Below are 22,706 nucleotides of genomic sequence, written 5' to 3' on the forward strand. Positions count from 1 at the left end.
AGATAGGGATTATCTAAATTGAAAAGGGGTTTGAGAGATGAACAAGACCATTTCGTTCGCATCCACACTTGTACTAACACTGCTGATCGCTGGCTGCGGCAATAATAACAGCGCTAATAGCGGCAAGGTAGCGGAGGCAGCATCTCCGAATAGTTCGGAGTCCACGGCTGCTGCCGCCGATCCGGCTAAGGTGACCAAGATCGTAGTCGGCACCGGGACAGCTTTTCCCAATGTCTGCTTCATCGATGAGAACGGCAAGCTTACCGGGTTCGATGTTGAACTGCTGAAGGAGATTGACAAGCGCCTGCCGGAGTATGAGTTTGAATTCCAGACAATGGATTTCAGCAATCTGCTGCTTAGCCTTGAGACGAAGAAGATTGACCTGGTAGCCCATGTTATGGAGAAGAACCCGGAACGGGAGCAAAAGTACGCTTTTAACAAGGAAGCTTATGCCCACTGGAGAAACCGCATCGTTGTAGCGAAAGGCAATACCTCGATCCAGACACTGGACGATCTGCAAGGGAAGAAGGTACTGACCGGCGCCACCAGCGCGCAAGCGCAAATTCTTGAGAACTATAACAAGGAGCACGGTGCGGATTCGATCAAAATTGTCTATCAGAACGGTGCCGCCAACGATACGGTCAACCAGATTGATTCGGGCCGGGTGGATGCTACCCTTGCTGCGGATTTCGTATTGCCGATCATTGACCCGCAGAGCAAGCTGCAGGCGGTGGGTCCCGAGCTGTCCTCTGCTGATATTCTATATGTGCTGCGCAAGGATGATGCCCCTTCGCAGAAGCTGTCGGAGGCCATTGACGGAGTGGTCAAGGAGCTGAAGACAGACGGCACACTTGGCAAAATAAGCACACAGTGGCTGGGGGCGGACGTTACCACCTCATCGGTTCAATAATGCGCAGGCCCGTACAGCGGAAAGGAGGTGCAGGATGGGTGCACCGTTTGATCTAGGTTTTGTCTTCTCGTTCCTGCCCAAGCTGCTGACTACGCTGAGTACCACGCTGCTGATCGTAGCCTGCTCGCTGCTGGCAGGAATGATTGTCGGATTTATCATTGCGCTTCCCCGCCTGTATAAGGTGCCGGTCCTGAAGACCTGCGCTGAGGTGTACATTTCTTTTTTTCGGGGGACGCCGATTCTCATTCAGTTATTCCTGTTCTATTACGGTCTGCCTGAGGTGCTGAAGCTGGTGAATCTGGATATGACGCGGACGCCGGTGCTGGTGTTCGTGATTCTGACCTACGGTCTGCACACAGGGGCTTTCATGTCGGAGATGATCCGCGCATCAGTGACAGCAGTCGATAAGGGCCAAGTGGAAGCGGCTTATGCTACGGGGATGACCTCGTACCAGGCTTTTACCCGTATTGTGCTGCCGCAGGCGCTGGGAATTGCGATTCCTGTCTTTTCGAACCTGCTCATAGCGCTGCTGAAGGATACTTCGCTGGCGTTCACGCTGGGAGTGATGGAGATGACGGGCAAGGCCCAGACCCTGGGCAGTGCGACCCAGCATTTCATTGAGACGTATATTGCACTTGCTCTTATCTATCTTGTGATCAGTTTTACGATTGAAAAGCTGCTGTTGGTTGCGGAGAAACGTCTGCTCAGGCATGAAGCCCAGGACAGTCCGGCCAAGAAGCGGTTCACTCTTCAGCGAAAAGCGTCCTACCGCACAATTGTCGCGGATGTGGGAGCGGGTAAAGGAGGCGGTGCGTAATGAAGCTGGACCCATCTTTTATCTGGACGGCGTTTCTGCAAATTCTGGGAGCCATTCCTACGACGCTGTATATCACGGTTGTGTCGGTGTTGGCAGGCTTCGTGATCGGTACGGTCGTGGCCCTGATCCGGATTTATAGAGTCCCCGGGCTGTATCCGCTGGCCGTAGGGTATGTCACGTTCATACGCGGCACCCCGATGCTGACGCATCTGCTGCTGATCTATTTCGGACTGCCGATGATTATCGACGGGCTTGCTGCACAGTTCGGCTGGAGCTTCCGCTCGGTATCGATACCGATGATCGGCTTCGCCTATATTTCTTTCTCCATTACGGCGGGTGCCTATATGTCCGAGGTGGTGCGCTCCGGTCTGCTCGCGGTGGATCGAGGTCAGCTCGAAGCGGCCCATTCCATCGGAATGAGCACGCCTCAGGCGCTGCGGCGGATTGTGTTCCCCCAGGCGCTGGCGGCGAGCCTGCCGAATCTGTCGAATTCTGTGATCGGGATGCTGCACGGGTCTACGCTGGCTTTTACCGTATCGGTGGTGGATATCAATGCCCAGGCGCAGATTGTCGCTTCGACCAACTGGAAGTTCTTCGAGGCTTACCTGGCGGCGGCGCTGATCTTCTGGGGACTGACGTTCCTCATTGAGCGGGCAACTGCCGTCATTGAAAGACGGATCAATCTGTATAACCGGGGGGGAGTCGCATGATTAAGCTGACACAGCTATCGAAGTCGTTCGGGCGCCATCAGGTGCTGAACCATATTGATCTGGAGGTGTTGAGGGGCGAGGTGGTGGTCATTCTCGGTCCCAGCGGATCCGGCAAAACCACGCTGCTGCGCTGTGTGAATGTGCTGGAGAAGCCCAGCGGAGGCGAAATTTCCATCGGGGACTTCAAGCTGGACTTCCGGCACGCCCGCAAGAAGGATATCCACCAGCTCCGGCAAAAGACGGCGATGGTCTTCCAGCAGTACAATCTGTTCCGGCACAAAACCGCGCTGGAGAATGTGATGGAAGGCCTCCTAATCGTCAAGAAGCTGCCAAAGGAGGCGGCGAGAGAGAAGAGCATCGCACTGCTGGAAAAGGTCGGGCTTGGCAGCAAGCTGAATGCCTATCCGAGCCAGCTCTCCGGCGGGCAGCAGCAGCGCGTCGGCATTGCCCGGGCGCTGGCGCTGGAGCCGGAAGTGATTCTGTTCGATGAACCGACCTCGGCACTGGACCCGGAGCTGGTGGGCGAAGTGCTTGCGGTGATCCGCAAGATCGCCAAGGAAGGCATCACGATGATTGTGGTGACGCATGAAATGGGGTTTGCCCGCGATGTGGCAAATCATGTGGTTTTCATGGACGGCGGTGTGATTGTCGAGGAGGGCACGCCCACGGAAGTATTCAACCACCCGCGTGAAGAACGAACGAAGCAGTTCCTGAAGCGGATTACGCCGGAGCTGAACTATTCCATCTAGGAGGCATATCTATGGCAATTACAATCAGCGTACTCGACCAAAGCCCGATCTATCCGGGGGAGACACCGGAAGAGGCTTTTGCACATACGATCAGGCTGGCGCAGCTATCGGAACGCCTCGGCTTCCGCCGCTTCTGGGTATCCGAGCATCATGATTCTGAGCAGGTAGCCGGATCTTCTCCTGAAGTGCTCATCTCGCACCTGCTGGCTAGGACGGAGCGTATTCGCATCGGCTCTGGCGGAATTATGCTTCAGCACTACAGCCCCTACAAGGTGGCTGAGAATTTCAACGTGCTGGCTTCGCTGGCTCCGGGACGGGTGGACTTGGGGGTAGGACGCGCTCCCGGCGGCCTGCCGCGCAGCACACAGGCCTTGCAGCAGGGAGGCGGGGAAGCCGCTTCATTAACGGACAAAATCACGGAGCTGGAGAAATATGTGCATAACCGGCTGGAGGCGGAGCATCCGCTGCACGGGCTGAAGGCAGGACCGCTCCCCGCAACCCCGCCGGAGCTGTATGTGCTTGGCGCCAGTGTCGCCAGCGCCGAGATCGCGGCCAGCCTAGGCTTGCCATACGTGTTCTCCCTGTTCATCGGCGGCGATCAGGCCGTTGCCTTAGAGGCGGTGCGGGCTTACCGCAACGGCTTCAATCGAAGCGGCGGGCAGGAGCCGCAGGTGATTATTGCGCTGGCTGTTATCGTGGCTGATACGGAAGAGGAGGCCAAGGAATTGGCTGGAGCGCATAAGCTGATCCGCATCCGCTTCGCCAGCGGCAAGACCCTGACTCTGGCCAGCCGGGAGCAGGCCGAGGAGTTCACCCGCCAGAGTGAGGAAGCGTACACGCTGGAGGAGCGGGAGCCTGAGATTACCAAGGGGACGAAGGAGACGGTCCGTGAGCAGCTTCTGGCTTTAGCTGAAGCTTCCGGCGTAGAGGAGTTCATCGTCACTACTAACGTGCAGCCCTTCGAGAAGCGGCAGCGTTCCTTCGAGCTGCTGAGTGAGGCGCTCTCCGGGGCTATTGCAGGGGCTTCACTATGACCAGTACAGCGGCAGAATCCGCTGCCCGTGAAGTGCATTCACTGGCGTTCAAGGAGCGGCTGGTTGAAATCAGGCGTCATCTGCACCGGCACCCGGAGCTGTCAGGGGAAGAGGTTGAGACTACCGCGTACATCACATCGCTACTGAAGCAGGCGGGGGTGAAGATCGTAGATTACGGTCTGAAGACCGGAGTCATTGCCGAAGTAGGCGGCCAGCAGGGCGGACCGGTGGTTGCGCTGCGGGCAGATATTGATGCCCTGCCGATCCAGGAGGAGACCGGGCTGCCCTATGCCTCGCTGTATCCGGGCAGAATGCATGCCTGCGGACATGACTTCCATACGGCGGCGCTGCTTGGAGCTGTGTATCAGCTCAAGGAGCAGGAGAGCGCCTTGAGCGGAACGGTTCGCTTCCTGTTCCAGCCTGCCGAGGAGAAAGCGAAGGGGGCACAGCAGATCATCGCTGCCGGCGGGCTGGAGCAGGTGCGCGCAGTGATCGGTATGCACAATAAGCCGGATCTGCCGGTAGGGACCCTTGGCATCAAGGCCGGTCCGCTGATGGCGGCCGCAGACGGCTTCGCAGTCAGTATCCGGGGCTTTGGTACCCATGCAGCCGTGCCGGAGGCCGGGATTGATCCTATTGTCGCCGCCTCGCATATTGTAACGGCGCTGCAATCCATCATCAGCCGGAATGTGGGCAGTCTGGATAGCGCCGTAATCAGCGTCACGCAGATCCACAGCGGAAATTCGTGGAACATCATCCCGGACACGGCGGTGCTGGAGGGGACGATCCGTTCCTTCGATGAAGCGGTGCGCGGCAGGGTGCTGAAACGGTTCGAAGATATAGTGAAAGGTGTGGCTGCCGCTCTCGGCGCTGAAGCCAGCGTGCGCTGGATCGGCGGTCCGCCGCCGGTCATCAACGATGCGCTGCTGGCCCGGCTTGGAGAAGAGACGGCGGCGAAGCTGGGCTATACCTCTGTGCAGCCGGTGCCGTCACCGGCCGGGGAGGATTTCGCCTTCTATCAGCGGGCGGTTCCCGGTTTATTTGTCTTCACCGGCACCGCCGGAAGCCGGGAATGGCATCATCCCGCCTTCGATCTGGACGAAGCAGCGCTGCCTGTAGGTGCAGAATTCTTCAGCGATCTGGCGGTACGTGTACTTGAGCATCTCTCGGCTAAAGGGGGTGCAGATCATCGCTGACCCTCCCGTATATGATGTGATTATTGTTGGTGCAGGCTCCATGGGCATGAGCGCAGGCTATCATCTGGCCCGGCGCGGGGTGAAGATCCTGCTGATCGATGCCTTCGATCCACCGCATACGGAAGGAAGCCATCACGGGGAGACCCGGCTGATCCGGCACGCTTACAGCGGCGATCCGGCCTATATTGACCTGGCGCTCCGTGCCCAGGTGCTATGGGAAGAGGCGGAGGCAGAGAGCGGCCTCAAGCTGCTGGCTCCGTCCGGCGTGCTCAATCTGGCAGACAGCAAGGTGTATTCCTTCGCCGGACGTCTGGAAGAGGCGCGGAAGCGGAAGGTCCGGGCTGAGCAGCTGGATGCCGAGGAAATCTGCCGCCGCTGGCCAGCCCTGAACCTCCCCGAATCCTTCGAGGCGATGTATGAGCCGGATGCCGGTTATCTCTACAGTGAGCGGTGCATTACCGCTTACCGGCAGCTTGCGCTGGATCACGGTGCGGAGCTGCTGACGAATACTCCTGTGCTGAAGGTGACGGCCCGCGAAGGAAGTGTCACAGTCCAGACGAAGCAGGGGGATTACCACGGAGCCGCTGCTATACTTAGCGCCGGGGCCTGGTTCAGTTCATTGTCGCCCTTCGTCAACTTGCCGATTAAGGCGGTACGAAAGGTAGTAGGCTGGTTTGGGAGTACGCCGGACTTCGAGACCGGGAGGTTCCCCGGCTTCACGCTGGGTGCAGAGGAAGGCGGGTTCTACGGTTTTCCCAGTATCAGCGGGGCGGGACTGAAGATCGGCCGCCATGATACAGGCGAAGAATGGAAGCCCGGCGAACCGCTGCAGCCGTTCGGCAGCCTGGAGAGTGATGAAGGCGACCTCCGCCGGGTTCTCGAAGCGTATATGCCTGGAGCAGCCGGGCGTCTGCTTAAGGGCTCCGTCTGTAAATATGAGCATACGCCGGATGAGGATTTCATCATCGACCGCCATCCTTCTCACAGCCATGTGCTGCTGGCCGGAGGCTTCTCTGGACATGGCTTCAAATTCTCCAGCGCGGTCGGAGAGATTCTCGCGGACATGGCTGTTCAGGGACATACCAGGCAGAATATAGCTCCATTCTCGTTGTCACGCTTCAATAGCAGCAGATCTGATTTGAAATCGTAGAGGGCGAGCGATGATACCTGGAGGACCGAGGAAGTGGAGCGATTCCCCTTCGGAGAGCCCTTCCCAGGCCGGAGTTGTTGTTCTTATGCGTTTCATGGGCGTTTGGCTAGGCGTAACACACCTCCATTCAGGGATAGTTGTAGAAGGTACACTTAAAAACAGCGAAAAGACTTACGTGCATCGTATAAGTGTAGCCTGTACAACTAAATCTGCCCGAATCGGTGAATATCTGAAGCAAATGGATTTTTAATTGTACGAACTACAATTAAACAGATAATGGGTTGGAAATCAGACGTTTTAGATGTACAAAGTGCAATTAAGCATATCCCATCAGCGGGTAACAACGATAATTCAAACCTATATTGGAGGGAATCGCAATGAGTAGTGTGAGTGTGGAGCTAGCCAGCTACTTGAACACGCACGAGCAATTAGTGCAGGCAACCAGAGGCTTATCGGATGAGCAGCTGAGGTGGAAGGCGGAGCCGTCAAGCTGGAGCGTGACCGAGGTGCTGGCCCATTTAGCGGATCACAGCATTGTAGTCTCCTTCCGCATCCGCGATATTCTGGCGGATACGAAGGTTCAGCTCCCGGCATTCCAGCAGGACGCATGGGTCAGTGGTCAGCATAGTAATCAGGGGCAAGCCGCTGACAGCCTGGAGCTGTTCCGCAGCCTGCTGCATTACAACAGTCTGCTGCTGGGAAGGCTGAGTCCCGCAGAATGGGAGAAAAGCGGAATTAACTTTAAGGGCGAAACGGTGCGTATCACCGATATTGTCCGCGGATTCACTGCACATGTAGAGCGGCATTTGGCCCAGATTGAACGAGTGAAGCGGGGAGCGCAGGCAAGTCAAGCTGCACCAGCTGCATCAGCCGCTCAAGCTTCGCAGCAAGCGGCCCTGTAAGAATATTTTCATGAGGAACCAAGCGGACTGAATACCAATTCGAGGAGGAATGAATATGACGAAACCAAGACAATTGAAGCTGGGGGCCCTGCTGCACGGCGTTGGAGGCAGTACCTCCATGTGGCGTCATCCCGATGCGCAGCCTGATGCCAGTGTGAACTTCGAGCTATACAAGGAATGGGTACGCAAAGCGGAGGAAGGCAAGCTGGACCTGATTTTCATTGCAGACGGTCTGTTCATCAATGAGAAGTCGATCCCTCATTTCCTGAACCGCTTCGAGCCGCTGACGATTCTCAGTGCGCTGGCGGCAGTCAGCAGCCGCATCGGTCTGGTAGGTACCTTATCTACCTCCTACAGTGAACCGTTCACGGTAGCCCGGCAATTCGGCTCACTGGATGTCATCAGCGGCGGACGGGCCGGATGGAATGTGGTGACCTCGCCGCTCGAAGGCTCTGCGCTCAATTACAGCAAGCAGGAGCATCCGGACCATGGCAAACGCTACCGTATTGCCGCCGAATATTTGGAGGTGGCACGCGGGCTGTGGGATTCCTGGGAGGACGACGCGTTTGTCCGCAATAAGGACACGGGCGTCTTCTTTGATCCGCAGAAAATGCATACGCTCGATCACCAGGGTGAATTCTTCTCAGTGAAGGGACCGCTCAATATCGCCCGCTCGAAGCAGGGGCAGCCGGTTATTTTCCAGGCAGGTTCCTCTGAAGTCGGCAAAGATTATGCCTCCAGCGTGGCGGATGCCATCTTCACGGGTCATGACTCGCTGGAGTCCGCGCAGGAATTCTATAAGGATGTGAAAAGCCGTGTTGCCTCCTTCGGGCGCAATCCCGATGAAGTGCTGATCTTCCCGGGAATAGCACCTATTCTTGGGGCTACCCCGGAGGAAGCGGAGCGCAAATACCAGGAGGTTGCCGGGCTGGTGACGATTGAGAATGCGCTGAACTATCTGGGCCGCTTCTTCGAGCATCATGATTTCTCGCAGTATCCGCTGGATGAGCCATTCCCGGATGTCGGTGATCTGGGCCGAAACAGCTTCCAGAGCGGCACGGACAAAATCAAAAAGGATGCCAGAGAGCAGGGCTTAACCCTGCGCCAGGTTGCCCTGCAATCGGCAACGCCGCGCAGCAGCTTCATAGGTACACCAGAGCAGGTGGCCGATCAGCTTCAGGCCTGGTTCGAGGGCGGAGCCGCCGACGGCTTCATGCTGGCGGCCGCCGTACCGAACGGGCTGGAGGAATTTGTTGATCAGGTCGTTCCAATTCTCCAGGAGCGCGGGCTTTTCCGCACCGAATACGAAAGTGATACGCTGCGGGGCAATCTCGGACTTCCGGTTCCGGAGAACCGTTATACAAAGGCTTCTGAACCGGCTGGGCAGCCGCTGTGAATCAGAACTTTCCCTCTCGCAAAGAATAAGGTGCAGCAACAATTGTACCCGGTCATAATTCGGATGGAGGGGGATGGATGGTTATGAAGGCAGACGCTGTATTTGAGGGCGGCGGTGTCAAAGGTATTGCTTTTGTCGGTGCGATTGAGGTAATGGAGCGTAAGGGGTACAGCTGGAACAAGCTGGCGGGGACTTCGGCGGGAGCGATTGTGGCGGCGCTGCTGGCGGCAGGCTACAATAGTGCAGAGATCAGGGAGCTGATGCATTCGCTCGATTATGTGAAGCTCTTGGGCAAGACAGGGTTGAACAATGTACCGCTGCTGAACAAAGCCCTTCCGCTGCTCCTGAATTCGGGGATCTACAGCAACCATGTTCTTGAGGGGGTGATGAGTGATTGGCTGAAGCGCAGGGGTGTAGAGACATTCGGCGATCTGCCGGAAGGCAAGCTGTCCATTATAGCATCGAACATCAGTAACGGAAAAATGGTTATTTTCCCCAGAGATCTCCCGCATTACGGGCTGTCATCAACCACCTTCCCGATTGCTGCGGCTGTAAGAATGAGTACAACCTTGCCGCTCTTCTTCAAACCCTATCAGTGGCATACACCGCTTATCCCGAAGCCGTATTACATGCTGGATGGAGGAATGCTGAGCAACTATCCCATCTGGCTGTTTGATGTAGAGGGGGTTCCGCGGTGGCCAACCTTTGGCTTCCGCCTGTCGGAGAAACGCACGTATGCCCAGACCCTGGATATCAACGGTCCTGTCTCTTTATTAAAAGGCATGTTCAAAACGATGCTCCAAGCACACGATCAGCGTCATGTAGATGAGCATGCGGAAGAACGGACCGTCTTCATCCCAACCCGGGAGGTGACGACGACCAAATTTGATTTGACGGATGCGGATAAGCAGTTCTTACTGACCTCGGGCCACACAGCAGCAGAGAAGTTTCTGAGCACATGGGATTTTGAAGCTTATAAACATAAATTTCGGGACAAGAACGCCACCTCACCGGTTCCAGCCTATTACAGCGATGAACCGCAGTCCGCGCAGGAGGATTCAGTACTCTACCATTGATGGAAAAGGGAGCAAGCTCTTGGCACCTATTCGGCTTAGAGCGTGCTCCCTCTTATTAGTGAATTTATTTGAACTCGCCCGTAACCGGCATCGCAGGATCGTAAGGGATAATAATGGAGCCCTTAAGAATTCGTTCATCCCCAGGCCGTGTTGGACATGTTGTATTGAGCGGAGTAAGTTCATAGACGAAATTGCCTACCGGGAACTGTTGGTACAGGCATAGCTTGACTAAGGGTTTACCGGATGGTAATGCTCCTGAAGATGCGCTGTCAGGGGAAAGCCCCATGGAGTCAGAGGCCGGCGAATGGCATACATACATCGTAATATAAGCCAAGTCCACGGTGACTTGTTGATAATAGTGCCTGCCGCTCCAATCCTGGAACAAGGCGCAGCCGGTTAAGGTGTTTCGTTTGCCTTGAATGACCCGCTGAACATAAACCCAGAGATTTCCCACATTGGTATTCGTCCAGATATACACCCAGGTGTTTGTACACAAGGTTTCGGGGGTTGGGGGAATTGGGATGAACGGCGGGCTGGGATTAGACTGCGGCGGCAGGCCAACAGTCTCTGAATTGCAGGTTTGCGGGGACAACATTTGATTTTCCAACAGAATCGCTCCTTGGCATTGAAATAGTTATAGAATATATCTATGCGAATGCCTAGGATAAGTTACAAATAATGGTAAAAACGTATCTTTTCTAGGTCGATGCAATTTAGGACATCCTTGAAAGGGATACAATTTAAAATAGCAATAGCACAGAAAAAGGTTGTTCCTTCTGCCATTATGGCGTTAGGAGCAACCTTTTTGGATTCAGGAAGAACAGTTATGCGTCCCTGTTCAGGTAATTGCCCGAACGGTTTGTCTTTCCACAATGGAGTGGGCACAGATTAGACTCTCCGCAGGCTCCCCCGTTTCAATCATGCCGATCAGCTTCTCGGAAGCGAGCATTCCAATGTCATACAGCGGCTGGCGCACCGTAGTCAATGGCGGATTGACCATCCGGGCTAACCGGAGATCATCGTATCCCATGATGGAGATATCTTCAGGCACGTTCATTCCATGCTTCGTAACGACCGAAAGGGCACCAATCGCCATTTCGTCACTGGCCGCGAAGACAGCAGTAACCTCAGGTGTTCTCCGTAACAGGGATTCCATGGCTCTGCAGCCGCTTTCGTAGGAAAAGTCCCCATACACGAGGTAACGGCTATCAAAGGCGATGCCTTGTGCTTCCAGCGCTTTGCGGTATCCTTCGACCCGTGGAGTTCCGGCGATGGGATCGCCCTTGGTGCCGCTGATCATGCCGATGCTGCGGTGGCCTTTGGTGATCAGATAATGGACAGCGTCATAGGCCGCCTGATAATCATCAACCTTCACATAAGGTACATTGGCATAATCCGTTTGGGAAGAGACCAGCACCACTGGAACGTTCATGCTCTCCAGCATGTCATAGTACTCTTGCTTGAGCACTTCACTGGAAAAAATAACCCCGTCAACCTGCTTCTCGCGCAGAAGCTGCAAATACTTCAGCGTACGTTTGCCGTCCTGATCGGTATTACAGACTATCACACTGTAATTGCGGTCATGGACGAATTCGCCGATTCCGTGGAGCAGATCGGAGGAGAAGGTGCTCGACACATCAGGAAATAATACGCCGATGGTTTGGGTGCGCTTGTTAATCAGTCCGCGGGCGATAGCGTTCGGCTGATATTTAAGCTCTTTGATGGTCTGGTCTACCTTTTGCTTCGTTTTATCTGAATATCCGCCTAAGTTATGCAGAACCCGTGAGACGGTGGCAATGGATACGTTCGCCTTTTGGGCAACATCTTTAATTGTGGGATTCATGGACTCTCCTACCTGTCGTTTAGCAGTAAACGCTTACTGAAAATATAAGTCCTTGCTTTTTCTTTGTCAACTGAAATTAAACATTCTGTAAAATAAGCATTGACAAGGAAAAATAAACGAGATAACTTTTATGGTAAGCGTTTACGTCATGGGAATTTAGGATTGTAGGTACAAAAATACATAACTTACATTCAAGTAAACGTATAAATTTACACCAAGAATTTTTTGGAGGAGGAGGGAAAGACCTTAATAAGGGGATGTTCTTTGCCTATTTGAGTAAACGTTTACGTGAAAAATAATAGGATTCCTTGAAATCTATTATTCCTTCGATACCTTCGCAAAACCTAACATCCTTATTCAGTCTTTCAGCAACATGTATTCTCAACAATATGGATATAAAGGAGATGCTGTATGTTTAAGAAACAAGCTGTTATCTGTCTCTGTTTATTACTGCTGATTCAAATTTGTACAACAGGCTATGGCGGCAGAGGAACGGCCCAGGCAGAGCCAACGGGGACGGGGAATCCCAAAATACTAAAAATGGTACCCTCAAAGGCACGATTCGCTCCGGGGGAAGCCGCAGAGCTGATTATGACCCTGGATCAATCTGCGGATTGGAACGGGCAGCTGCATCTGCAAATTTATCAGTTGAATACCCTTGTTGCTGAAGGCGACAAAGCGCTGACGGTATTTCAGGAAGGGAGCAACAAGCTAACCGTGGGGTGGACGCCTCCGGCTGAGGACTTCCGCGGCTACACGGCGAAAGCGTGGATAGAGGGAGATGCGCCATCAGAGTATGTGACCGCAGCGATCGATGTCTCCAGCGATTGGACGAAATTCCCACGATACGGATATGTCGCTGATTTTCCGCAGGAGACGGCGGAGGAGAGTGACTCCAAGCTCCGGGAATTGTCCCGGGACTACTACATTAATGCCTACCAGTTCTATGATTGGATGTGGCGGCATGATGTTTCGGTGTATTCCAAGACCGACAGCAATGGACAGCCGGTCACAGATGCAGACGGCAATTTCATTGATGAAGACATTAATGCGGATACACACTATTCGGATCTATTGGGACGTTCACTGTATCCGCTCAGCGTTAAGCAGCAGGTGGAGGCTGCACAGAAATACGGCTCCGCAGCTATGGCCTATCAGATGAATTATGCAGCGCGTGAGAACTATGAGGACTTCGGCGTCAGTCCGGAGTGGGGACTCTATAACAGTGCTCAGCTCGATCAGAACAATCCGCACAAAGACCAGAACGGGTATACCTTCGATGTGAACGGGAAGACGACCTCCCTGTTCCTGCAGGACCCGGGAAGCAGGTTCTGGCAGGACTATATCACTAAACAGTTTGACCGTTCCATTAATACATTCGGGTTTGACGGCATCCACCTGGATCAGTGGGGAGCCAATGATAACAATTTCCTGTATGACTATAACGGCAATAAACGTTATTATTCCCTGGATTATGCCCGGTTCATTCATTCCGTCAAGGACTCGTTGCTCGCAAATAACCCCTTAAAGAGCAAGGTTACGTTCAATATGGTGGGAGGCAATGCCGAATACAGCGCTGTACCCGATCCGGGTACAAAAACCGATTTCGACTACAGTGAGATTTGGCAGGACCGCAACAATTACCGGGATATTCAGAAGGTCGTGGAAGATACCCGGGAGAAGGATGGCGGTAAGGCGATGGTGATCGCCGGTTATATAAACTACAAAGAGGCTACAGGTCTGCCGACACGAGGCACGGAAGCCCAGGATGTTCCGGTAACCGTGGATTACCAATCAAGGATTGCCAAAGCTTACGGCTGGGTCGGCAACTTTGGACGCAAAGATACGGATTCGGTGACGTTTACCGTAAATGCTCCAGCAGACGGAATGTATACGCTTGTCCTGAATTATGGACAGGGCAATGGCGCCGGTTCTCCGGAAGGCAAGCTGATGGTTAATGATGAGATTGCCGCAGCGGCAATTCCCTTTGAGGCCAATACGGGGTGGGGGAACCCGACAGCACAAGCCGCAGTAACGGCAATGTTAAAGGAAGGTGAAAATTCCGTTAAGCTTACCCTGAATACAAATAGCCTTTGGCTCAATCTGGCGGGCCTGGAGGTCCAAGGGCAGGGGATCAATGAGCGCTATGAGGCGGCAGATGCCAAGCTGGATACGGTAATTGTGGATCAGTACAGCAATGTGTATTATTTTGATACCGCAGGCGATTATGTGAAATTCCATGTAAATGTTCCTGCTGAAGGAGAATATCCGCTCGGATTCAGCTACGCTTCGGATTGGCAGGAGGTGAAACGTGAGCTGCTTGTGAATGATGTGCCTCAGGGAGAGGTCTCGTTTGCCGGCACGGGTACATGGGATAAATTCTCGGAGCTTGGCAATCTGCACAAGGTTCATCTGAACGCAGGCGATAATATCATAACGCTGAGAGCGTCTGCAAATGACCTGGGTATTAAGCTCCGGTATATGACGGTCGGCACACAGAGAAACTATGCACTGTATGCGGATGTTCCGCAGACCAGCAGCCTGAGTTACAGCCAGAGCAAGACAGACAATTTCGGGCAGGCAGGACAGACTGTCACCTACGATGTATATGCAGAACATCCGCTGGACACGATTACGGTCCTGTATCATGGCGATAATGATCCTGTAATGTCGGTTCTGGTGGATAGCGAACCAGCTCCACAGGCCCAGAATATCACATTTGCTAAAACAGCCGGCGGCTGGGAGGGCTCTATGCAGCCCCGTGAATTATCTGTCCCTGTCCAGGAGGGACACCATAAGGTTACGCTGCGAATGGAATCAAGCGGACAATATATCAATGTGGGCGGGATCATTGCCGGAGGGTATGAATACAGTACAGGCGGCGCTGAAACAACAGGCGGGGTTGTCCCTATCATCGGATATGCCTCCGAGTTCAATAATGTCAATGACCGGTTGACTTTTACAGTGAATACAGCGCAATCAGGCATCTACGATCTCGGCTGGATCTATCAAAATAATGCCCAGGGGGCAGCGACCGTCAGCCGCAGTGTGTATATTAACAATGGCGCGGGCACTCCTGTAAGCTTTGCACCAACCGCTGGCTCCAAATGGGGAGAAGCGGCAATGAGCGGCATTCCAATGGAGGAAGGCATAAATCGCATAATCATCAAAATGCCGGAGGGGCAGGACAGCGGAATCAGGCTGGATAAGCTGAACGTTGCATTATCCGGTGATCCGGACCCGGTAACCCGCAGCTATGAAGCCGAAAGTACGGATACGGAGTCACCGTTCTCTCTCTACAAGGATACCGTGCTGAACTTTGGTGCAATCGGAGAGCAGGTGACCTATCCGGTGAACATCCCTCAATCAGGGGAACAGAGTCTGATCTTCACCTATTCCAATGCAGGCGGCATGACCACACGTTCGGTCTATATTGACGGCGTGCGCGCCAAGGATGAACATGGCAACGATCTGAAGATTGGATTGGATGGAACTGAGAGCAGTGAGAAGTACAGCGGGGACGGATACGTGATTATTCCACACATGGAGGCGGGGACCCATACCGTTACATTGAAGATGGAAGCGGATGATATTGCCGGAAGCGTCCGGCTGCGCGGGGTAACGGCTGGCTATTTCAACGAGCCGTCCGTGCGGCTGATGGATGCCGGGCTGGCATCGATGGGTGCAACCCATATTGAGCTGGGAACCGCCGAGAAGCAATCGGAAGGCCCGAACATGCTAGCCCATGAATATTATCCGAACCGCAGCAAAAAAATGCTGGAATCCACCAAGGAATCCATGCAGGAGTATTATAAATTCAATGCTGCATATGAAAACCTGCTGTTCGGCAGCAAAGCCGATTCATCCGCTGTTGTGTCCGTGGAAGCGGACGGCGGCAATCTGGCAACAAGCAAAGACGGAACGGAGAATACACTCTGGACAACAGTCAGAAAAAATGATACTAATACAGGCTTTGAGCGGTATGATGTACTGCATCTGATCAATCTGCTTCATAATGATGACAACTGGAGAAATGCAGCCAATGAGCCAGCGGTCCTCAACCATTTAAAAGTGTCTTACGATATCGGCATCACCGAGACGGAAGCACCGGATCTGAAGGTCTATGCCGCCAGTCCTGACGCCGGGCATGGTCTGTCACAAGAGCTGAATTATACTTGGAATGGTGAACAATTGCAGATTGAACTGCCATCGATGCAGTATTGGACGATGATTTATATCGACAAGGCGCCGAGGACAGCATGGGTTCAGCCGATCTTCAGTGATGATGAACCGGGCCTTCCAAGCCCGTCACCGACTGCAGAGGCAACTCCTGCACCTGCTCCCGGAGGGGCAGATATAGGTACAGTGACGGTATCGGCCACACCTGCGCCTACGCCTACTCCAGCAGCAGCGGAAAGGGATGTTCTTGTTTTGCAGGCGAAGGATTTGAATCCGGCGATTGATGGGACAATCACAATTGCGGTCAATGAGGATGAGTACAACCGGATTCAGATTCCTGTCTCTGTTGCGGAAGGGCTGCAGGGGAAGAAGCTGCAGCTTCAAGGAAGTCATTTCAGCCTGAACTTCACCCATGATCATATTCTTCAGCTTCTGGAAGAGAATAAAGGGAAAATAACAGCCGATTCACAAATTCAAATTACCTTCAACAGAATCGAGCCGCAGGCAGCTTTCCTTCCGGCTGTGAAGCCTTGGGTTCCCGCTGGATCGACCTATGAATTTGAATTCGGAGTAACGACGGCTGACGGAGGATTATCCAGGCTCGCTTCCTTTAGAAGCCCGGTGCAGCTTACCTTAAAGGTTGATGATCTGGAGCAAGAAGATCTGAATGAATTGCTGGGCATCTACACTTTCAGTGAGCCGCTGAAGAAATGGGAATATACCGGCGGCAGAGCCAACACGGCCGAACATGAGATTACAGCTGAGCTTAGTCACTTTAGCCGTTATACCGTGTTTGCATATGACAAAACGTATGCTGACTTACCTGCGGAGCATTGGGCATATAAGGCTGTCCGCCGCTTGACCGCGAAGCATGTCATCAACGGAATGACGGAGAATACGTTCGTTCCAGCGGCGAAGATTACCCGGGCACAGTTCGCTGCATTGATGGTCAAGGCACTTCGGTTAAAAGCCGAAGGACCAGCTCCATTTATGGATGTAACTGCGGATAGCTGGTATGCCGGTGATGTTGCCGCTGCTTATCAGGCAGGTCTGGTGAACGGAAGGAACGGGAAGCGATTTGCACCTGATGAAGCGATAACCCGTCAGGAGATGGCGGTGATGCTTGCCAAAGCATCAGCCATCCATGGAAGTATCAAGCAGACCGAAGAGGTGAACCTAACCTTTAGGGACAGCGAAGAGATCTCTGCCTGGGCACAGTCAGCAGTTCAGAAGGTGAAGTCAGCGGGTCTGATGAATGGATACGCGAATGGAAACTTTGCACCTGAATCCAGCGCAACCCGGGCAGAAGCCGCTCAGGTCATAGAGCATTTAATTGATTAATCCGCAAATAAGGTCATAGGATAAGGGTCACTGAGGTGACTCTTTCTTATGTTCTGTTGCAGAAAGGAGGCATTATGAAAAACAGAAAAAACTCGCTGGGTGTAAGACTGATTCAACTGTCTGCTGCGATAACGATACCGCTGCTCGCCGTTCTTTTTGCCGGGGGATATTATGCCAAGGGAATTGTACTCGAACAGGTATCCAGATCCTATCAGAATCTGGTCAACTCCAATCTTAAGATGATGGAGAGCAGCCTGAATGACATTACGATTAATCTGGTCGATATTGTCGATCATGATGTGAATTTTCTTCAATTGAATCAGCCGGGGCTGACAGAGTCCGACTATTATTTTGCCCGTATGGGGATTATGCAGAGAAATCAGGCTTATCAGGCCTATTACCATAGCGTGGATATGTTTTATCTATACTCCGGCGTTAATGATACTTTGACACTATCCAATGTACTAGGAACGACAGAGGAATATATGGACCAGATAAGGGATTGGATTACGACAAAGGTTCAAAATGAAGATAATCTGGAAACACTTCAGTACAAATGGACAATCGTTAAAATTGCCGGAGATTACTATTTAAACCGGACCGTCAGCAATAATCTGGACAATACCGCTTGTATTGGCGCTCTGATCCGAATCGACTCCATGCGTTCACCGCTGGGCAATCTGAACCTGCAATCGGGCGGTGATGTGCTGATTGTGGATAATGAAGGGAATATCTTAACCCGTCCTTCGGCATCCATGGGCTACGACTTCAAGCTGCCGGGTGAGAAGATGAATCTGAATTCTTCCTTTTCGTTTACGCATGATGGGCTGAAGTGGTTTGTGGTGTCCAGCCAGTCCTCTGCACTGGGAATCAATCTGTCCGTGGTCATCCCTGCTTCCGAGCTGCTCCAGGGACTCAATACCTTCCAAACGATTATTAATGTGCTGCCCTTTATTATTTTGCTCATTTTACTGGTTTACTTATATTATTTCCGCCGTATGGTCATCCGCCCGATTCTGGATTTGCTCAGCGGCATCCACCGGATCCGCAACGGCGCCATGGAAACCAAGCTTCCCGATTCGAACCTGGTGGAGTTTCAGGCGCTGAATCAGGCATTTAATAGCATGGTTGTGGAAATCCAGGATCTGAAAATTGATGTGTACGAGGAACGGATTAATGCGCAAAAGGCAGAAATGAAGCATTTGCAGATGCAAATTAATCCGCACTTCTTTTTGAATACGCTCAATATTATTTTTCAGCTTGCCGATTTGAAGCGTTTCGAATTGGTCAAAAAAACAGTACGGCATCTGGTGCAGTATTTCCGCTTTATGCTTCAGGTCAAGGATAACCGCATTACTTTGGGCCAAGAGCTGGAACATCTCCGCAATTACCTGGAAATTCAAAAGATGCGCTACCAGCAGTCGTTTGAGTTCCAGATCACCGTAGCCGAAGCGATTAGCCGCGCCTCCATACCGTCCTTGCTGGTACAGCCCTTTGTAGAAAATGCCATGCTTCATGGCATGAGCCTGAAGGCAGAGATCTTCCAGCTGGAGATTTCGGCAGGTCTCTCAGAAGAAGCGGCAGGTACCATGATCATTGAAATCTCTGATAACGGAAAGGGCAGCAGTGCAGAGAAGCTGCAGGAGCTGAATGCACCGGATTATACCCCGGACACAGATGAGGGACAAATCGGGATCTGGAATGTGAAGCAACGGCTGGCTATGATCTATCAGGGGAGAGCCGAAATTCACTTCAGCGGCAATCAGCCGTCCGGATTCCGGGTGCGGCTTAGCCTGCCTATTGAATATACAGAAGGAGAACGATGAGCCATGCGATTATTGATTGTAGATGATGAACAATTCGCTGTGGAGGGGCTGCTCTACTGCTGTGACTGGAAGGCGTATGGGATTGAAGAGGTTTTAACGGCGAACAGGGCCGACAAGGCCAGGGAGCTGCTGAATGATCACAGAATAGAATTGCTGATTTGCGATATTGAGATGCCGGATGAAGACGGACTTTCACTGGTTGGCTGGGTGAGGGAGCACTCTCCCTGGACTGAATCGATATTTCTGACCTGTCATTCCGAATTCTCCTATGCCAAGAAAGCCGTGAACCTCGGGAGCTTTGATTACTTGCTGAAGCCTGTTGACACAGAGGAGCTGTTGTCAGCTGTATCGGGGATGATGGCGGCCATCCGTGAGAAGGAAGAGTATGAGTCCTACAACCAGATGTATCATAAGTATCTGAATCTGTGGCAACAGGAAAAGCCGAAGCGTGTAGAACGCTTCTGGCAGGATCTGCTGTCCCGCAGCATCCTGTCGTTTGGGGATTTCTTTGACCGGGAGCTGGCGGGTGCAGGGGTAGGGTTAAATCCTGACGATCAGGTGCTCCCGATTCTGATCAGTATTGAGGAGTGGTCCAAACCGCTCAGCCCGCGTGATCAGGAAATCATGGAGTATGCGGTGAAGAAAGCGGCGGAGGAATGTTTTACAGAAGAGCATCCGGGGGAGGCCATCACCGATAAGAGCGGGGTTTTGTTCATTCTGCTGTATGCCGGAGGTGTGGAGGGAGGACCTGCGGCTAAGAAGGTTAGCCTTCAGCAGCTCACGGCCACAGGTAAACGTTTTATCCAAGCTTGCCAGGAGTTGTTCTACAGCATCGTAACCTGCTATGTCGGTTCGTTCAAACCCATCCAGGAGCTGCCGGGAATGTGTGAAAGTCTAAAGACCATGGAGCGTGATAATATCTCCCGGACCCAATCCGTGCTCTTATACTTACCACAGGATCAGATGCTGTCCGCCAATTCTAATTCGGAGGATATCCTGCTGGGTGATCTGATCTCTTATATGCTGAACGGCAAGCGTGAGTCCGCTGTGCAGTTCATTCATCATCTGACAGCGAAGTTGGAAGCCAATCCTTCTTTTCAGGGAAGACATCTGGACGCCCTGCATCAGGATACCCTGCAGATTATATATCACTTCCTGCAGGTCAGAGGAATCAATGCGGGAAGCATAGCTCTGTTTCCAGACTGGACAACCGCCCGGATACGGGGACTGCTTCAATACAGGCATTGGGCGGAAGGAATTGTATCGGCGGTCATGGAAGCGGAATTTGAGCGGCAGGAGAAGGGCGGTGTGATTGAGCGGTCCATCCGCTACATCCAGCAGCATGTGGAGGAAGAGATCTCCAGGGCCAGTGTCGCTGATTATGTGGGCTTGAACCCGGCTTACCTCTCCAGGCTGTTCAAGAAAGAGACCGGCCAGAACCTTATTGATTTCCTGATTTCGGTAAAGATGGACCGCACACGCGAGCTTCTGGACACCACGGATATGCCGGTCAGCGCGATCGCGCAGCAGGTAGGATACAGCAATTTTTCCCATTTCACCAAAATGTTCCGCAAGCAATTCGACGTCAATCCCCAGGAATACCGCAATGTCACAAAACGAATAGATTAAGGTTATAAAAACGGCAGAGCAGATGCAGGCAACTCCTTATAATGAAGCCATAACCCAATAAGAAGGTGTGGAACTATGGCTTCGGAAAAAGCACTAACGGCACAATCAGGCAGCTCGCGGCCTGGATCAAAATGGAAAAGCATATGGAAGTACAGGGCCTTGGTCGTGCTGGCATTGCCCGGTGTGCTGCTGATGCTGATCAATAACTACCTCCCTATGTTCGGTATTTTCCTCGCCTTCAAGGACCTGAATTATACGGCAGGAATCTGGGGCAGCAAATGGATCGGACTGGACAACTTCAAGTTTCTGTTTGCTTCGAACGACGCTTGGCTGATCATCAGGAATACCTTGCTGTACAACCTTAGCTTCCTGATCATCAATACGATACTCGCAGTGATGCTGGCACTTCTCCTTAACGAGGTCAAAAATAAGTTTGCCTCCAAGTTCTTTCAGAGCACAGTGATCCTGCCCAATTTCATTTCCATGGTCATTGTCGGCTATATCGTGTATGGATTTCTCAATCCGGAGCTGGGCTTCATCAACAAATTCATTCTGGAGCCCTTCGGGATAGATCCTAGAAACTGGTATGCGGAAGCAGAGCATTGGCCTTATATCCTGACCCTTGTTAACACCTGGAAGGGTGTGGGTTACTCGGCCGTCGTCTATCTGGCAGCCATTGTCGGGATAGACTCTGAATATTATGAAGCGGCCGTCATTGATGGGGCCAGCCGCTGGAAGCAAATGACGAAAATTACGATTCCGCTGATCGCTCCGATCATCATCATCATGACACTGCTGGCGATCGGCCGGATTTTCAACGCTGACTTCGGTCTGTTCTATCAGGCAACCATGGCCTCCGGTATGATCAAGGAGACAACGGATGTTATCGATACCTATGTATACAGGGCGTTAATGGTTACCGGGGATACGGGACTCGCCTCCTCGGCAGGGCTGCTGCAATCTGTGGTTGGCTTTACACTTGTCATTACCGTCAACCTGGCTGTCCGTAAATTCAGCAAAGAAAATGCTTTGTTCTAGAAGGAGAACACCATGGAGAAAAAACGAACCAATCCCTTTATCCTTATTGTCCTGTCATTGTTCAGTCTTGCCTGCCTGATCCCGTTCTGGCTTGTATTTATGATCTCGGTTGCTGATGAAGACTGGGTAACTGCGAATGGATACAGCTTCTGGCCCGGCAAATTCAGCCTTGTCGCTTATCAGTATTTATTGGAAGATGCCGAAAAAATATTGCGGGCTTATGGTGTTTCTGCTTCGGTAACACTGATTGGAGTTGTAGTCAGTCTGTTTGTGACTTCGGCCATGGCCTATGCATTATCGCGGAAAGAGTTTCCTCTCAGAGGTGCTCTGAGCTTCTACATCCTGATCACGATGCTGTTCTCGGGCGGCTTGCTGCCCTGGTATCTGGTCTACACCCGGTTCCTGCATGTTCAGGATACGCTGATGGCGCTTATCATTCCGGGTCTAATCGGCGGTTTCAACGTGATCATCATGCGGACCTTCTTCACGAACAGCATCCCGCCTTCCCTGATTGATTCCTCTCAGATCGATGGTGCAGGTGAATTCCGGACCTACTTCAGCATTATTCTGCCGCTGTCCTTGCCTGTAATGGCCACCATCGGGTTATTCACCACCGTATCCTATTGGAACGACTGGTTTACAAGCCTGGTCTTCATCCAGAATGAGAAGCTGTTCTCTCTGCAATATCTTTTGACCAAAACCCTAATGAACGCTTCGTTCCTGCAGACGATTGCCAATAAGGCTTACAGTTCAACCGCACAGGTCACAACGCCGCTTGAATCCATCCGGATGGCGATGGCGATGATTGCAATCGGACCGCTGGTGCTGGTATTCCCTTTCTTGCAGAAGTATTTCGTCAAAGGCCTTACCGTAGGCGCTGTGAAAGGCTGATCCCGGTATATGACCGGAT

Annotated in this window: 17 protein-coding genes; 15 read left to right on the forward strand and 2 right to left on the reverse strand. The window is 52.6% G+C overall.

The features are described 5' to 3' along the window. Positions 1-37: 37 nt before the first annotated feature. From NST26_RS06540 to NST26_RS06585, 10 genes are all read left to right on the forward strand, one after another. Complete coding sequence (locus NST26_RS06540; protein WP_340978882.1) at positions 38-910, forward strand: transporter substrate-binding domain-containing protein; 873 nt, start codon at positions 38-40, stop codon at positions 908-910. A gap of 34 nt (positions 911-944) precedes the next feature. After that, positions 945-1,727 (forward strand): amino acid ABC transporter permease, encoded by a 783-nt coding sequence (locus NST26_RS06545; RefSeq protein ID WP_340978884.1) that lies wholly within the window; start codon positions 945-947, stop codon positions 1,725-1,727. Then, the gene (locus NST26_RS06550) at positions 1,727-2,437 is read left to right on the forward strand and encodes an amino acid ABC transporter permease (protein WP_209874845.1); all 711 of its coding nucleotides are present in this window, start codon (positions 1,727-1,729) and stop codon (positions 2,435-2,437) included. Before NST26_RS06545 ends, NST26_RS06550 begins: the two co-directional genes overlap by 1 nt. Next, positions 2,434-3,186, forward strand: coding sequence for an amino acid ABC transporter ATP-binding protein (locus NST26_RS06555; RefSeq protein ID WP_340978887.1), 753 nt, complete (start codon positions 2,434-2,436; stop codon positions 3,184-3,186). Before NST26_RS06550 ends, NST26_RS06555 begins: the two co-directional genes overlap by 4 nt. An 11-nt stretch (positions 3,187-3,197) precedes the next feature. Further along, positions 3,198-4,220 carry an LLM class flavin-dependent oxidoreductase gene (locus NST26_RS06560; protein WP_340978889.1) on the forward strand — a complete coding sequence of 341 codons (1,023 nt, stop codon included), beginning with the start codon at positions 3,198-3,200 and terminating at the stop codon, positions 4,218-4,220. Continuing rightward, positions 4,217-5,416 carry an amidohydrolase gene (locus NST26_RS06565; RefSeq protein WP_340978891.1) on the forward strand — a complete coding sequence of 400 codons (1,200 nt, stop codon included), beginning with the start codon at positions 4,217-4,219 and terminating at the stop codon, positions 5,414-5,416. Before NST26_RS06560 ends, NST26_RS06565 begins: the two co-directional genes overlap by 4 nt. After that, positions 5,382-6,566 (forward strand): N-methyl-L-tryptophan oxidase, encoded by a 1,185-nt coding sequence (gene solA, locus NST26_RS06570; RefSeq protein ID WP_445323365.1) that lies wholly within the window; start codon positions 5,382-5,384, stop codon positions 6,564-6,566. The genes NST26_RS06565 and solA overlap by 35 nt, the downstream gene beginning before the upstream one ends. 377 nt (positions 6,567-6,943) lie before the next feature. Next, on the forward strand, positions 6,944-7,468 hold the full coding sequence (locus NST26_RS06575) for a DinB family protein (RefSeq protein ID WP_051478195.1): 525 nt from the start codon (positions 6,944-6,946) through the stop codon (positions 7,466-7,468). A 55-nt stretch (positions 7,469-7,523) separates the two neighbouring features. Next, complete coding sequence (locus tag NST26_RS06580) at positions 7,524-8,864, forward strand: LLM class flavin-dependent oxidoreductase (protein ID WP_036727742.1); 1,341 nt, start codon at positions 7,524-7,526, stop codon at positions 8,862-8,864. A gap of 83 nt (positions 8,865-8,947) precedes the next feature. After that, the gene (locus tag NST26_RS06585) at positions 8,948-9,940 is read left to right on the forward strand and encodes a patatin-like phospholipase family protein (protein ID WP_051478238.1); all 993 of its coding nucleotides are present in this window, start codon (positions 8,948-8,950) and stop codon (positions 9,938-9,940) included. A 64-nt stretch (positions 9,941-10,004) separates the two neighbouring features. On the opposite strand, the gene NST26_RS06590 is transcribed toward NST26_RS06585, so the two are convergent. After that, on the reverse strand, positions 10,005-10,547 hold the full coding sequence (locus tag NST26_RS06590; RefSeq protein WP_155991588.1) for a hypothetical protein: 543 nt from the start codon (positions 10,545-10,547) through the stop codon (positions 10,005-10,007). A gap of 231 nt (positions 10,548-10,778) precedes the next feature. After that, positions 10,779-11,783, reverse strand: a complete 1,005-nt coding sequence (locus NST26_RS06595; RefSeq protein WP_036727744.1) for a LacI family DNA-binding transcriptional regulator — start codon at positions 11,781-11,783, stop codon at positions 10,779-10,781. A 411-nt stretch (positions 11,784-12,194) separates the two neighbouring features. On the opposite strand from NST26_RS06595, the gene NST26_RS06600 reads away from it, so the two are divergent. From NST26_RS06600 to NST26_RS06620, 5 genes are all read left to right on the forward strand, one after another. Next, complete coding sequence (locus NST26_RS06600; protein WP_340978897.1) at positions 12,195-17,303, forward strand: glycoside hydrolase family 66 protein; 5,109 nt, start codon at positions 12,195-12,197, stop codon at positions 17,301-17,303. Positions 17,304-17,377: 74 nt separating this feature from the next. Beyond that, the gene (locus NST26_RS06605; protein ID WP_340978899.1) at positions 17,378-19,129 is read left to right on the forward strand and encodes a sensor histidine kinase; all 1,752 of its coding nucleotides are present in this window, start codon (positions 17,378-17,380) and stop codon (positions 19,127-19,129) included. Positions 19,130-19,132: 3 nt separating this feature from the next. After that, positions 19,133-20,758 (forward strand): helix-turn-helix domain-containing protein, encoded by a 1,626-nt coding sequence (locus tag NST26_RS06610; RefSeq protein WP_340978901.1) that lies wholly within the window; start codon positions 19,133-19,135, stop codon positions 20,756-20,758. Positions 20,759-20,833: 75 nt separating this feature from the next. Continuing rightward, positions 20,834-21,796, forward strand: a complete 963-nt coding sequence (locus NST26_RS06615; protein WP_340978903.1) for an ABC transporter permease — start codon at positions 20,834-20,836, stop codon at positions 21,794-21,796. Between the two features lie 12 nt (positions 21,797-21,808). Then, positions 21,809-22,687, forward strand: coding sequence for a carbohydrate ABC transporter permease (locus tag NST26_RS06620; RefSeq protein ID WP_340978905.1), 879 nt, complete (start codon positions 21,809-21,811; stop codon positions 22,685-22,687). Positions 22,688-22,706 lie beyond the last annotated feature (19 nt).

Origin of the sequence: Paenibacillus sp. FSL R7-0128, assembly GCF_038002245.1 — a bacterium.
Classification (GTDB): domain Bacteria; phylum Bacillota; class Bacilli; order Paenibacillales; family Paenibacillaceae; genus Paenibacillus_AQ; species Paenibacillus_AQ silagei.